Below are 11,834 nucleotides of genomic sequence, written 5' to 3'. Positions count from 1 at the left end.
GGCGGCGAGCACCGGCTCGGGCAGCCGCGCCACCAGCGGCCCGGCGCAGGCAATCAGGATGGCAAGGCCGATCGCGGCAAAGACCGCCGTGGCGCGCGTCTTCGCGCCCGCCGCCTCGCTGGCGAAACCGGCGGAAAAACCAGCGCCGACCGGCATGCCCTGAACGACGGCGCTGGCGATATTGGCAAAGCCGAGTGCCCCCAGCTCGCGATTGACCGCCAGCGTATCGCCATAGCGCAGCGCCAAGGCCCGCATCGTTCCCCAGGATTCGGCAAAGAGGATAAGCACCAGCGGCACGGTGAACTGCGCCAGCCGCGAATAAGCCACCCAGCCGGCATCGGGCAGTGAGGGCCATTGCGGCAGGACCTCGATCGTCCCGACAAGCTTGACGCCGTGGCCGGCCAGGTCGAGGACGAAGGAGCTGAGAATGCCGGCCGCCAGCACCAGAAAGGCGCCGGGAATACCTGGCAGGCGCTTGACCAGCAGCAGAGCGGCGAGCGCCACGACACCGACCGCGACGCTCACCGGATTCCATTGCGGGATCGCCGCAAACAGCGCGGCGGCATAGCTGAAGATATTGGAGCCCTGCACGGAGGCGCCGACCAGAATCGGCAGCTGATGCAGGATGATGGTGATCGCCAATCCCAGCGCAAAGCCGCGCAGCACCGGGCGCGAGATGAAGCCGGTGATGCCGCCGAGACGCAGCGCGGCGGCGATGACGAAGAGAATGCCGGCAAGGGCGACGGCGACGGTCGCAAGGCCGGCCTTGACCGTGGCGTCTCCCGGCACGATCGCCAGCGTGGCGGCCAGAATGGCCGCGGAGGACGATGTCGGCGAGACGATCGCGAAGCGGCTGCGCCCGAAGATCGCGTAGACGAGACAGCCGGCGATACCGGCGAGAATGGCCCGATGCGGCGGCAGGCCGGCAATACCGGCATAGGCAACGGCCTCCGGCAGCATGAGACCGGCGACCGATATGCCCGCGATGACATCGGCTTTGTTGATTGCGGGCAAGCCACTCAACTTCGTCATCGATCACCGACCATAGAAACCGCCAATCCGACTATGTGTAGAGATTCGCTAATGAGCTGCAACAGGAAAACAAAAGGGCGCGAACCATCGCCCTAATTGGCCGCGTCCGCATCCCGAAGCGGGCAGCTCCGACCAATCGTCTCGCTGACGAAATCCATCACTGCCCGGATCGCGGGCGAACGACGGAGATCGGGGTAGGTCACGAGCCAGAGGTCGCGCGTTGGCGAAGGGATGGCCGTCGACAACCGCGTGAGGGCCGCCTCGCCGTCACCCAGGAAGGCGGGGAGAGCTACGACGCCGAGACCCGCGCGCGCTGCCTCCAGCTGGCCGAAGATATCGCCGGCGCGGAAGACGATGGGGCGGCCGGCCAGCAGGCTGCGCAGCCAGGTCTGCTGCGTCAGATGCTCCAGCGCCGCGTCATATCCGATGAAGACCCAGTCCTCCTCCGGTGTCTCGGCAATCTCAGGTATCGCGTAAAGCCCGAACCGCATCACGCCGATGCGCCGCACCAGGAGGTCACTCTCCTCGGGGCGCGTCATACGCACGGCGATGTCGGCTTCGCCGTGATCGAGCGCCGCGCGCCGCGTCACGCCGGCGATGGTCAGCGTAATGTCGGGATGCTCGGCACGGAAGCCGACTGCTTTTGGGGCAATCAGATGGGCGGCGATGGATGGTGGCGCGCTGATCTTGACGGCGGCGGACAGGCCGGCGACGGCGCTCTTTGAATACCGCCTGATCGCCTCGACATTCTCCTCCATGCCGGTCACCAGCTCGGCAATCGCCCTGCCATCGGCCGTGAGCGGCGAGGTGCGCGGCCGGCGGTCGATCAGGCGAAGGTCAAGCGTGCGCTCCAACGCGGCGATGCGCCGGCCGACGGTGGCATGGTCGACACAAAGCTCGCGCGCCGCCGCCGAGAGCGAGCCGGTCCGCGCCAGAGAGGCAAAATGAAGAAGGTCCTGCCAATCGATCATCTGTGCATTATTGCACAGATATGGTGAGCTCATACCGAATTTATTCAGGCGCAGCTTTGTGATCAAAACTGCGTCTGAAAGGAGACTACCTCTATGCCCCTCGCCATTGCCATGAACAGCCCCGGCGGCCCCGAGACAATGCAGCTCGTCGATCTCCCCGTCACCGAGCCCGGTCCCGGTCAGGCCCGCATCCGCCAAAGCATCTCCGGCGTCAATTTCGTCGATATCTATATTCGCTCGGGTCTTTACCCACGACCACCCGGCCAGACCATTCTCGGCTTCGAGGGCGCCGGCATCGTCGATGCTATCGGCCCCGACGTCGAAGGCCTGAAGGTCGGCGATCGCGTCGCCTATGTCGGTCATCCGCTCGGAAGCTACGCCGAGATGCGCACCCTGCCCGCCTCGCGGCTGATAAAGCTGCCCGATGGCGTCAACGAACGGCTTGCCGGCAGCTCGATGCTGCGCGGGCTGACCGCCCAGATGCTGCTCCACAAGGTCCATCCCGTGCAGCCAGGCGAATGGATCCTGGTGCATGCGGCCGCCGGCGGCGTCGGGCAGATCGTCACCCGCTGGGCCAAGCGGCTCGGCGCAAACGTCATCGCCACGGTCGGCTCGGAAGCCAAGGCGGAGTTTGCCTATGAGGCCGGCGCCGACACTGTACTCCTGCACACATCCGAGGATTGGGTGGAGGAAACCCGCCGCATCGCCGACCGCCGGGGCGTGCATTTCGCCATAGACGGCATCGGCGGCGCGATGCTGTCGCAGACGCTCGCCGCCGTGCGCCCCTTCGGCATGGTCGCCAGTCTCGGACAGCCCGCCGGCCCCATCCCACCGATCGAGATCGAGGAATTGACCGCTCCTCGGGCCATCGCACTTTCTCGCCCGAGCGTGCTCGTCTATGCCAACGATCCCGACCTTTACCGGCAAGGCGCGGAGATCCTCATGACGGAACTGCAGGCCGGCCTGATCAATCCGATCGGCGCGGAATACACGCTCAAGGATGCGGCCATCGCCCATGCCGATCTGGAGGCCGGGCGGACGACGGCAAGCGTGGTTTTGACGATGTGAACTGCGGGCAACACAATCGCTTGATCCCGTCAATGGTCTTTGCTGCATAGCAGCACTTCCATTGACCGGACCCGCTTTTGCCTGATACCAATTGGGCGTGGCATCGCTGCCATTTCCATCCGGTATAACCCCCGACCCGTCGTGGCAAACAGCATGGACACCGCTTGACCGGTGCCCGCAGGCGATATCTCGTGAACACTGCCTCTCAGACCATCCAGTCCAACTCGGCGCTGACCCTAATCTCCATCGTCGCGCTGACCTTCTTTGGCTATCTGGCCATCGGCCTGCCGCTTGCGGTGCTGCCGACTCATGTCGACAGCGGCCTCGGCTTCGGTGTCGTCTGGGCCGGCATCGCCATCAGCACGCAATATGTGGCGACCATTGTCAGCCGCGCACAAGTCGGCCGGTTGTGCGACCAGTACGGGCCGCGCCGTTCGGTCTTCCTCGGCTTTTTCGCCTATGGGCTTTGCGGCACCCTGACGCTGGCATCGGCGCTTGTGACGGACATTCCGGCGGCGAGCCTGTCGCTGTTGCTTGCCGGACGTCTGGCGCTCGGTATCGGCGAAAGCCTGGTCAGCACGGCAGCGATCACCTGGGCAATCGGCCTGATGGGATCGCGCGAAACCGTCCGCATCATCTCGTGGAACGGCATCGCCACCTATGGCGGCATCGCCCTTGCGGCCCCCTTCGGCGCCTGGCTGGAGGGGCAATATGGCTTCGTTGCCATCGGTGCTGTGACAATCGGCCTGGCGATTGCCGGCCTGATGCTGGCGCAGACTCGGCCACCGGTGCCCGGCATCAAGGAAAAGGGCATCGGCACCGGCCAGGTGCTCGGCCGCATCCTGCCTTATGGCGTGGCGCTGGCACTGGCCTCCAGCGGTTTTGGCGTCGTCATGGCCTTTGTCGCCCTGTTTTTCCACAATCGCGGTTGGGACGGGGCTTCACTGGCATTGAGCGCCTTTGGCCTCGCCTTCATGGGCATCCGCCTCGGATTGGCGCAAGCCGTCGCCCGCTTCGGCGGCTTGCCGCTAGCGCGTATCTCGCTGGTGCTGGAGATCGTCGGCCTGCTGACGATTGCCCTTGCTTCGACGCCCACGGTCGCGATCATTGGCGCAGCCCTTGCCGGCGCCGGTTTCGCGCCGGTGTTCCCGGCGCTCGGCAACGAGGCGATGGCGCGCATTCCGCCGCAGAATCGCGGCGTGGCGCTCGGCCTCTATTCGATGTTCCTCGATGTGGCGCTCGGAGGCACCGGCCCGATCGCCGGCATACTCGCCGATCACTTCGGCTATACGGCGCCCTTCCTCCTCGGCGGCGGCGCCGTCCTGCTCAGCCTTGCGATCTGCTTCTGGCTGCGCAAGACCAGCAACGCATAGAGCCAAAGGCTTCACCAAGCCGAAGCCTTTGATCCCGCCGCCCGATAATCGTTGCGCGAAACGACCACGGCTTGGTATGGACCTGCGACGATCACAGCTGGGAGACAGGCGCATGAACATCACCGAAATCGTTCTCGAAGGCGATACCACGGGGATCGCATGGCGGCTGCCGGTGCTGCATTTCACAGGCAGCAAGCCGGATGCTCCGAAGATCTACATCCAGGCTGCGCTGCATGCCGGCGAGTTGCCGGGCACGGCGCTTGTCCATTTCCTTTGCGAGCGGCTGCGGCAGGCCGAAGCAGATGGCGCGCTTCTGAGCGATATCACCGTCGTGCCGCACGCCAACCCGATCGGTGCGGCGCAATCGCACTTCGGCGAGATGCAGGGCCGCTTTGACTTGGGCTCGCGCACCAATTTCAACCGCGATTTCCCGCTGATCTCGCTACGCGATCGCCATCTGCTGATCGCAAACCTGGAGCGCTATTCCGCCGTCGATCGGCTGAAGCGGCAGCTGATCCACATGGCGCTCGGCGCCGATCTGGTGATCGACCTGCATTGCGACGACGAATCCCTGCAATATGCCTATATCGACGACGCCTTCTGGCCGGAGGCCGCCGATCTGGCGGCAGCGCTGGACATGGATGCCGTGCTCCTGTCGGACGGCGAAAGCTCGGCCTTCGAGGAAGCGGTGAGCTTTGCCTGGAAATACGAGGTGCCCGGCGAGAAGAAAGCACAGCTGCCAGGCAAGTTGTCGGTCACCGTCGAGCTGCGCGGCACGCGCGATGTCTATCCGGAGATGGCCCGGAAGGATGCTAAAGGGCTCTGGCGCTTCCTTGCCGCGCGTGGCGCGGTCAGGGACGACAGCGTCACCCTCTCCGCTTTCACCGGCCCGGCCGTGCCGCTCGATAATGTCGAGATGATCCGCGCGCCACAAGCCGGAACCGTGCTTTTCCATCGCAATATCGGTGAGCGCGTCGAGGAAGGCGATCTGCTGGCGACGATCATCACCGCGCCCGGCATGCAGAACGGGACGATCGATGTTCACGCTCCGCAGGCAGGCCTCATCGTCACCCGCGTCTCCGACCGCCTCGTCCGCCGCCGTGGCGACCTGATGAAGATCGGCTGCGACCGACCGAGTGCCGCCGCCCGCAAGCCGGGAACGCTGGAAGACTGAGGCGCCTCAGCGATCGCCGATGACCTTGCACCGCATGGTGAAGGCGATGACGGTGGCCTGGCGGAGAAGCTCGCCGACATTGCGGATCAGATTGAGTACTGCGGCAAGACGCGGCTGGTTGAGCGATGCCGTCTTTCCAAGGAATACGCGATTTCCTGTCATGGTCATGCCTCCGATCGGATTGATGCAGGCGATGTTTCCCGAGCATCCTTTGCGGAACGGAGATCACGTCCGCTGGATGGAAAATATATGTATGCAGTGTGCATATATATGAAGCGAATGTCAAGCCGATAAATTTTGTGCCTCAGGTCATGAAAGTGATCGGACAACGCTGCTGATCGCAGACCCCCTGGTCACAGACGCGGCAGACCACATCCTGGTCCGCGCCGAGATCGACCAAAGTCGGCAGAAGCTTTTCCGCCAGCCGGCCCAACTCTCGCGTCTCTTGCGCATCCAGTGTTGCGAAAGCGCGATGGATGACGGCACGGCGGGCGCCGAGGCTCTTGTGGAAGAGCGCGCTGCCGGCCTCGGTCAATTGCAGCGACTTTGCGCGCCTGTCTCCTTCGACGCCGCCGGCGCGCAGCACAAGGTTTTCGGTGACAAGCTGGTCAACGAGGCGGACGGTGGCGGAATGAGAAAGCGCGATCATCCGGCGCAATGTCTCGATCGTCATCCCCGGTTCAGTGCCGATCTGGATGATGGCAGCAATGGTGCTGGGACCAAGGCCGGTTTCGTCGGCAAAGGCCTTTTCCATCTTGTCGACCAGAGCCAGGCTCAAGGCGCCAAAGATGTTCTCCAGCCGCAATGTCTCTCTATCAACGGTCATGCCTAAGTTCCGAGCCACAAATATGCATGATGCATATTTATAGGCGTTTCGATTGGGACCGCAACGGGGACGGCAAACCGCTACACCGCCCTGCGGACTTTCATCCATCTCCGCTCGCGTGCTAAGCGATAACATACAGCAAGAGACGGAACCGATATGACCATCACCATTTACGGCATCAAGAATTGCGACACGATGAAGAAGGCGCGGACCTGGCTTGAGAGCCACGGCATCGCCTATGACTTCCATGATTACAAAGCCGCCGGCATCGACAGGGATCATTTGGAGCGCTGGACAGCGGAAGCCGGCTGGGAAATCGTCCTCAACCGCGCCGGCACCACTTTCAGGGCGTTGCCCGAGGCAGACCGCGCCGACCTCACGAAAGACAAGGCCATCGCCCTGATGCTGGCCCAGCCTTCGATGATCAAGCGCCCGGTGCTGGAAGCGGATGGACAATTGCTGATCGGGTTCAAGCCGGAGATTTATGCGAGTACCTTGAAAAGCCAGTAAGGCTGAGAGGCTTCCAAACTGATAGCATATATGCTATCAAATCATCATGAAAGTTGTCGTCGATACGAACATCTTTGTCTCAGCATTGATGAATGCTGACGGGGCGCGCCGCCATGTCATTCGTCTTTGTCTCGAAGGTAGTTTGCTCCCACTGATCGGTAATGCTCTGTTTGCTGAGTACGAAGATGTATGTGGAAGAGATACCCTTTTTGACGACCGGCTAATATCGAAACAAGATCGTATGACGTTGCTAGATGCCTTCCTCTCAAGTTGTTTGTGGACGCCTATATATTATCTATGGCGACCAAACTTGCGTGATGAAGCCGATAATCATTTGATCGAACTAGCGGTCGGTGGCGGTGCCTCGACTCTGATAACGGCAAATAAGAGAGACTTCGCACGAGCAGAATTGCTGTTTCCGCAGTTGGAGATTCGTACAGCGGGTGAATTCCTTGCCCAAAGGAGGCTTTGACATGAGTACACTGACAATCCGCCTTCCAAACGATCAACACGAGCGACTGAAGGCTCTCGCCGCTGCCCGTGGCACGAGCCTCAACAAGCTCTTTGAAGAACTTTCAACGAAAGCACTGACTGAGTTCGACGCCGAAACGCGCTTCCGTCTCAGAGCGGCAACCGGTGACAAGGCACGCGGATTGGAAATTCTGGAAAAGCTCGATCGCATTCATTCCAAACGTGGATGAACTCATACTGTTAAACACATTGGTATCCGCATGTCCAAGACCACCCGCGCCACGCAAGTGCTGACCCAGGCCAAGGTCGCCTTCACGGTTCACGCCTATGACTACGATCCCAATGCCGAGCGCGTCGGCATGCAGGCGGCGGAAGCTTTGGGCGAAGAACCGCATCGGGTGCTGAAAACGCTGATGGCGGAGGTGGATGGCAAGCCGGTTTGCGTGGTCGTGCCTTCCGACCATGAAGTCAGCATGAAGAAGCTTGCCGCCGCTTTCGGTGGCAAATCGGCTGGCATGATGAAGCCCGTCGATGCCGAGCGGCTGACGGGCTATCATGTCGGCGGCATCAGCCCTTTCGGACAGAAAAAGATCGTGCCGACGGCGATCGAGGCGCAGGCGATGACGGAAACCTATGTCTACATCAATGGCGGCCAACGTGGACTGCAGGTGCGGCTCAGCCCGCAGGATGCGCTCTGGGTTTTGAAGGCCAATGCCGCGCCGTTGATTGCCTGATCAATCGCTGCGGCAGACAAACTGCCTTCATTTTCACCGCAAACCGGTCTAAGTCTGAGGACCGTTTTCCGATTCCCAGCACGCAGGTTTTGCCATGACGTCAGCCTCCAACCACCATCCCGTCGATACCGCCAAGCTGGAAAAGCTTGCCGAAGTGGCCGTGAAGGTCGGGCTGCAATTGCAGGGGGGCCAGGATCTGCTCATCACCGCGCCGGTCGCGGCGATGCCGTTGGCGCGGCTGATCACGCGCGAGGCCTACAAGGCCGGCGCGGGGCTCGTCTCAACTTTTTACTCGGACGAGGAAACCACGCTCGCCCGTTACGAATACGGCCATGACGAGAGCTTCGATCGCGCGGCGAGCTGGCTCTATGAAGGCATGGGCAAGGCCTTTGCCAACAATACTGCGCGGCTCGCCATTTCCGGCGACAATCCGATGCTGCTCTCCGGCCAGGATCCGGCCAAGGTGGCGCGCGCCAACCGCGCCAATTCGGCCGCCTACAAACCGGCGCTGGAAAAGATCTCCAATTTCGACATCAACTGGAACATCGTCTCCTACCCGAACCCTTCCTGGGCCAAGCTGGTCTTCCCGGACGATCCGGAAGCGATTGCCGTTGCCAAGCTTGCCAAGGCGATCTTCTCGGCTTCGCGCGTCGATGTCGAAGACCCGGTGGCCGCCTGGGCCGAGCACAATGCCAATCTGCGCAAGCGGTCGGAATGGATGAACGGCCAGCGCTTCGCCACGCTGCATTTCCAGGGTCCGGGCACCAACCTGAAGGTCGGCCTCGCCGATGGTCATGAATGGCATGGCGGCGCTTCGACGGCCAAGAACGGCATCACCTGCAACCCCAACATCCCGACGGAAGAGGTCTTCACCACGCCGCATGCGCTGCGCGTCGAAGGCCATGTCTCCTCGACCAAGCCGCTGTCGCATCAGGGCACGCTGATCGACAATATCCAGGTGCGTTTCGAAGGCGGCCGCATCGTCGAGGCCAAGGCGACGCGCGGCGAGGAAGTGCTGAACAAGGTGCTCGACACCGACGAGGGCGCACGCCGGCTCGGCGAAGTGGCGCTGGTGCCGCATTCCTCGCCGATCTCGGCCAGCGGCATCCTATTCTACAACACGCTGTTCGACGAAAACGCCTCCTGCCATATCGCGCTCGGCCAGTGTTATTCCAAGTGCTTCGTCGACGGAGCGTCGCTCAGCCAGGAACAGATCACCGCGCAGGGCGGCAATTCCAGCCTGATCCACATCGACTGGATGATCGGCTCCGACAAGGTCGACATCGACGGCATCAAGCCGGATGGCTCCAGCGTGCCGGTCATGCGCAAGGGTGAGTGGGCGTAAGCAAGGACGGAACTAGAGGGCGGCCAGAGCCGCCCTGACCCGAGCGAGATGAGCCAGATGCCCAGCTTCACTGACGCGGTCCATGTCGTGCAGGGTCAGCATGCGGAAATCGAGCCGCTTGGCGCAGAAGGCGGCAATGCCGCGCTTCAGCAGGCGGCGCACCGGGTTGCCCATATAGAAATGGACGATCCACCAGGGCGAGCCGGTCGTCGTCAGCGCCCAGAACAAGCGGATATTGGTGAGTTTCGGCACGATACGGCCGCCGGCGGCATCGTGGCTGAAAGCGATGCCGGGCGCGAAGGCGCGATCGAAGAAGCCCTTGAGGATGGCCGGAAAATTGAACCACCATTGCGGAAAGACCAGTATCAGCCCATCGGCCGCCTGTAGCCTCGCAACGATATCCGCGACGCCGGCGGTGTCGTAGGGCTGATCGAAATAACCGCGCCGCTCGGCCTCGGAGAGGCGCGGATCGAAGCCCTCGCGATAGAGATCGAGCAGGTCGACCTGATGCCCGCCGGCTACGAGCGTCTCCTTTGCCGTTTTCGCCACCGCTGCGGCAAAACTATCCTCCAGCGGATGGGCCAGAACCAGCAGGATGCGCATTAGAACAGGCTGCCCTGGTTCGACGGATCGGCGGAACCGGCCGGTTTCGCAACGCGCTTCTTCTGTGGCGGCACGCCGGTCGGCGGCTCCGTGGGTGCTGGGGCGACGGAATTGTCTCCGGTGACTGCGCCGACACGACCGTCGGCGAATTCGATTGAGATTGCCGCACCAGTGGCGAGCGCCGCGGCCAGCGACACCGGCCGGTCGGCCTCGTCACGCACCACGGCATAGCCGCGCTTCAGCACGTTCTTGTAGGAGAGCGATTGCAGCACGCGCTCCTGCGCCGCCAGTTCACCACGCGCTCGCACCAGCTGATGTCGGATCGCCGTATCGGTGCGGCGGGAAAGATTGCCGAGCAGATCGCGGGCACGTCCGGTCTGCGTCTCCAGCCGCGAGGGCAGCGTCGCGAAAACCGCGTCGGCGCGGCCGATGCGGGCGCGGGCGCGGTCGATCATCCGCTCGATGGTGCGCTCGGCGCGGGTCATCCGCTCGCTCAGCATCTGACGCCGCTCCACGATGCGGTTCGACAGGACATCGGGCCGCAGATGCGAGGCGGCACGCTCAAAGGTGCGGCGCTTGTTGAGCGTATTCAGCTCGAGCCCGCGACCGAGGCCGGAAGCCGCCTCATCGAAGCGGCGGCGCGGCAGGGCCAGAAGCTGGTCGAGCGAGGGAAGCGCGCGCAGCAGCGCGCGCACCGCCTGCCGGCGCTGGTCCATCTGCCTGCTCACGCCTCCCTGCAGGCGGGCGGCAAAGCTTGCGAGCTGCGCTTCCAGATCGGCCTTGACCGGCACGGCCATTTCAGCGGCTCCGGTCGGCGTCGGCGCGCGCACATCGGCGGCATAGTCGATCAGCGTCCAGTCGGTCTCGTGACCGACGGCGGAGATCAGCGGGATTTCACTTGCAGCGGCAGCGCGCACCACCGCCTCTTCGTTGAAGCTCCAGAGATCCTCAAGGCTACCGCCGCCACGGGCGACAATCAGGACATCCGGACGCGGCAACGGGCCGCCGGGCGCAACTTCGTTGAAGCCGCGAATGGCGTTCGCGACCTCGTCGCCCGAACCCTCCCCCTGCACCTTCACCGGCCAGACCAGGACATGCACGGGGAAACGATCGGAGATGCGGTGCAGGATATCGCGGATGACCGCGCCGGTCGGCGAGGTGACGACGCCGATCACCTTGGGCATGAACGGGAGCCGGCGCTTGCGCTCGGCATCGAACAGGCCTTCGGCACCGAGCTTGCGCTTGCGCTCTTCGAGCAGCGCCATCAGCGCGCCGGCACCGGCCGGTTCCAGCGTTTCGATGACGATCTGGTATTTCGAGGAGCCGGGGAAGGTCGTCACCTTGCCGGTGGCGATGACTTCCATTCCCTCCTCGGGGCGGAATTTCAGCTTCGAAAATGTGCCTTTCCAGATCACCGCGTCGATGCGGGCGCGGTCGTCCTTCAGCGAAAAATAGGCGTGGCCGGAAGAATGGGGCCCGCGATAGCCGGAGATTTCACCGCGCACGCGCACCTGATCAAAGGCGCTCTCGACGGTGCGCTTGATCGACCCGGACAATTCCGAGACGGAGTATTCCGCAAGATTCGACGGCGAATCATTCTCAAAGAAGCTGCTCATACGGTCTTTTATCCGAACTTGCCGAAAATGCGGAGATTCAAAAAGTGCCGCTGCGTCCTTTGCACGTCCAATAGGACCCGTGGCGAAGTGAGACTTCATCAGACGTTAACC

At 62.9% G+C, this 11,834-nt stretch carries 14 protein-coding genes; 8 read left to right on the top strand and 6 right to left on the bottom strand.

The features are described 5' to 3' along the window. Both PMI03_RS13475 and PMI03_RS13470 read right to left on the bottom strand, forming a co-directional pair. Positions 1-1,032: SulP family inorganic anion transporter (locus PMI03_RS13475; protein WP_007694005.1), on the bottom strand; the 1,032-nt coding region annotated here is incomplete at its 3' end. Between the two features lie 92 nt (positions 1,033-1,124). Continuing rightward, positions 1,125-2,036: a LysR family transcriptional regulator gene (locus PMI03_RS13470; protein WP_309574369.1), complete on the bottom strand. Its 912-nt coding sequence runs from the start codon at positions 2,034-2,036 to the stop codon at positions 1,125-1,127. Positions 2,037-2,096: 60 nt separating this feature from the next. Here PMI03_RS13470 and PMI03_RS13465 point away from each other — a divergent pair, with 60 nt between their 5' ends. The 3 genes from PMI03_RS13465 (at position 2,097) to PMI03_RS13455 (ending at position 5,618) form a co-directional block, all read left to right on the top strand. Continuing rightward, positions 2,097-3,071, top strand: a complete 975-nt coding sequence (locus PMI03_RS13465) for a quinone oxidoreductase (RefSeq protein WP_007694001.1) — start codon at positions 2,097-2,099, stop codon at positions 3,069-3,071. 191 nt (positions 3,072-3,262) lie between these two features. Then, positions 3,263-4,444 (top strand): MFS transporter, encoded by a 1,182-nt coding sequence (locus PMI03_RS13460; RefSeq protein ID WP_007693999.1) that lies wholly within the window; start codon positions 3,263-3,265, stop codon positions 4,442-4,444. Between the two features lie 112 nt (positions 4,445-4,556). Next, entirely contained in the window at positions 4,557-5,618 is a 1,062-nt protein-coding gene (locus PMI03_RS13455) for a succinylglutamate desuccinylase/aspartoacylase family protein (protein WP_007693998.1), read from the top strand. 6 nt (positions 5,619-5,624) lie between these two features. Here the strand turns inward: PMI03_RS13455 and PMI03_RS31680 are convergent, their stop codons facing one another. Together PMI03_RS31680 and PMI03_RS13450 are read right to left on the bottom strand one after the other, a co-directional pair. Next, positions 5,625-5,780, bottom strand: coding sequence for a hypothetical protein (locus PMI03_RS31680; RefSeq protein ID WP_007693996.1), 156 nt, complete (start codon positions 5,778-5,780; stop codon positions 5,625-5,627). 142 nt (positions 5,781-5,922) lie between these two features. Continuing rightward, positions 5,923-6,444, bottom strand: coding sequence for a MarR family winged helix-turn-helix transcriptional regulator (locus PMI03_RS13450; RefSeq protein ID WP_007693995.1), 522 nt, complete (start codon positions 6,442-6,444; stop codon positions 5,923-5,925). Positions 6,445-6,600: 156 nt separating this feature from the next. Between PMI03_RS13450 and PMI03_RS13445 the strand changes: the two genes are divergently transcribed. The 5 genes from PMI03_RS13445 (at position 6,601) to PMI03_RS13425 (ending at position 9,504) form a co-directional block, all read left to right on the top strand. Then, positions 6,601-6,954: an ArsC family reductase gene (locus PMI03_RS13445; protein WP_007693992.1), complete on the top strand. Its 354-nt coding sequence runs from the start codon at positions 6,601-6,603 to the stop codon at positions 6,952-6,954. Positions 6,955-7,000: 46 nt separating this feature from the next. After that, entirely contained in the window at positions 7,001-7,426 is a 426-nt protein-coding gene (locus PMI03_RS13440) for a putative toxin-antitoxin system toxin component, PIN family (protein WP_034520034.1), read from the top strand. Position 7,427: 1 nt separating this feature from the next. Beyond that, positions 7,428-7,655: a ribbon-helix-helix protein, CopG family gene (locus PMI03_RS13435; protein WP_007693990.1), complete on the top strand. Its 228-nt coding sequence runs from the start codon at positions 7,428-7,430 to the stop codon at positions 7,653-7,655. 30 nt (positions 7,656-7,685) lie between these two features. Next, positions 7,686-8,159 (top strand): Cys-tRNA(Pro) deacylase, encoded by a 474-nt coding sequence (gene ybaK, locus PMI03_RS13430; protein ID WP_007693988.1) that lies wholly within the window; start codon positions 7,686-7,688, stop codon positions 8,157-8,159. A 94-nt stretch (positions 8,160-8,253) separates the two neighbouring features. Beyond that, positions 8,254-9,504: an aminopeptidase gene (locus tag PMI03_RS13425; protein WP_007693986.1), complete on the top strand. Its 1,251-nt coding sequence runs from the start codon at positions 8,254-8,256 to the stop codon at positions 9,502-9,504. A 12-nt stretch (positions 9,505-9,516) separates the two neighbouring features. Here the strand turns inward: PMI03_RS13425 and PMI03_RS13420 are convergent, their stop codons facing one another. Beyond that, positions 9,517-10,107, bottom strand: coding sequence for an NAD(P)H-dependent oxidoreductase (locus tag PMI03_RS13420; RefSeq protein WP_007693984.1), 591 nt, complete (start codon positions 10,105-10,107; stop codon positions 9,517-9,519). Continuing rightward, entirely contained in the window at positions 10,107-11,723 is a 1,617-nt protein-coding gene (gene xseA / locus PMI03_RS13415) for an exodeoxyribonuclease VII large subunit (RefSeq protein WP_007693982.1), read from the bottom strand. Before xseA ends, PMI03_RS13420 begins: the two co-directional genes overlap by 1 nt. Positions 11,724-11,834: the final 111 nt, after the last annotated feature.

Origin of the sequence: Rhizobium sp. AP16, from assembly GCF_000281735.1 — a bacterium.
In the GTDB taxonomy this organism is placed as follows: domain Bacteria; phylum Pseudomonadota; class Alphaproteobacteria; order Rhizobiales; family Rhizobiaceae; genus Rhizobium; species Rhizobium rhizogenes.
The sequence above is the reverse complement of the archived record's forward strand: the minus strand, read 5'-3'. Positions and strand labels throughout refer to the sequence as shown.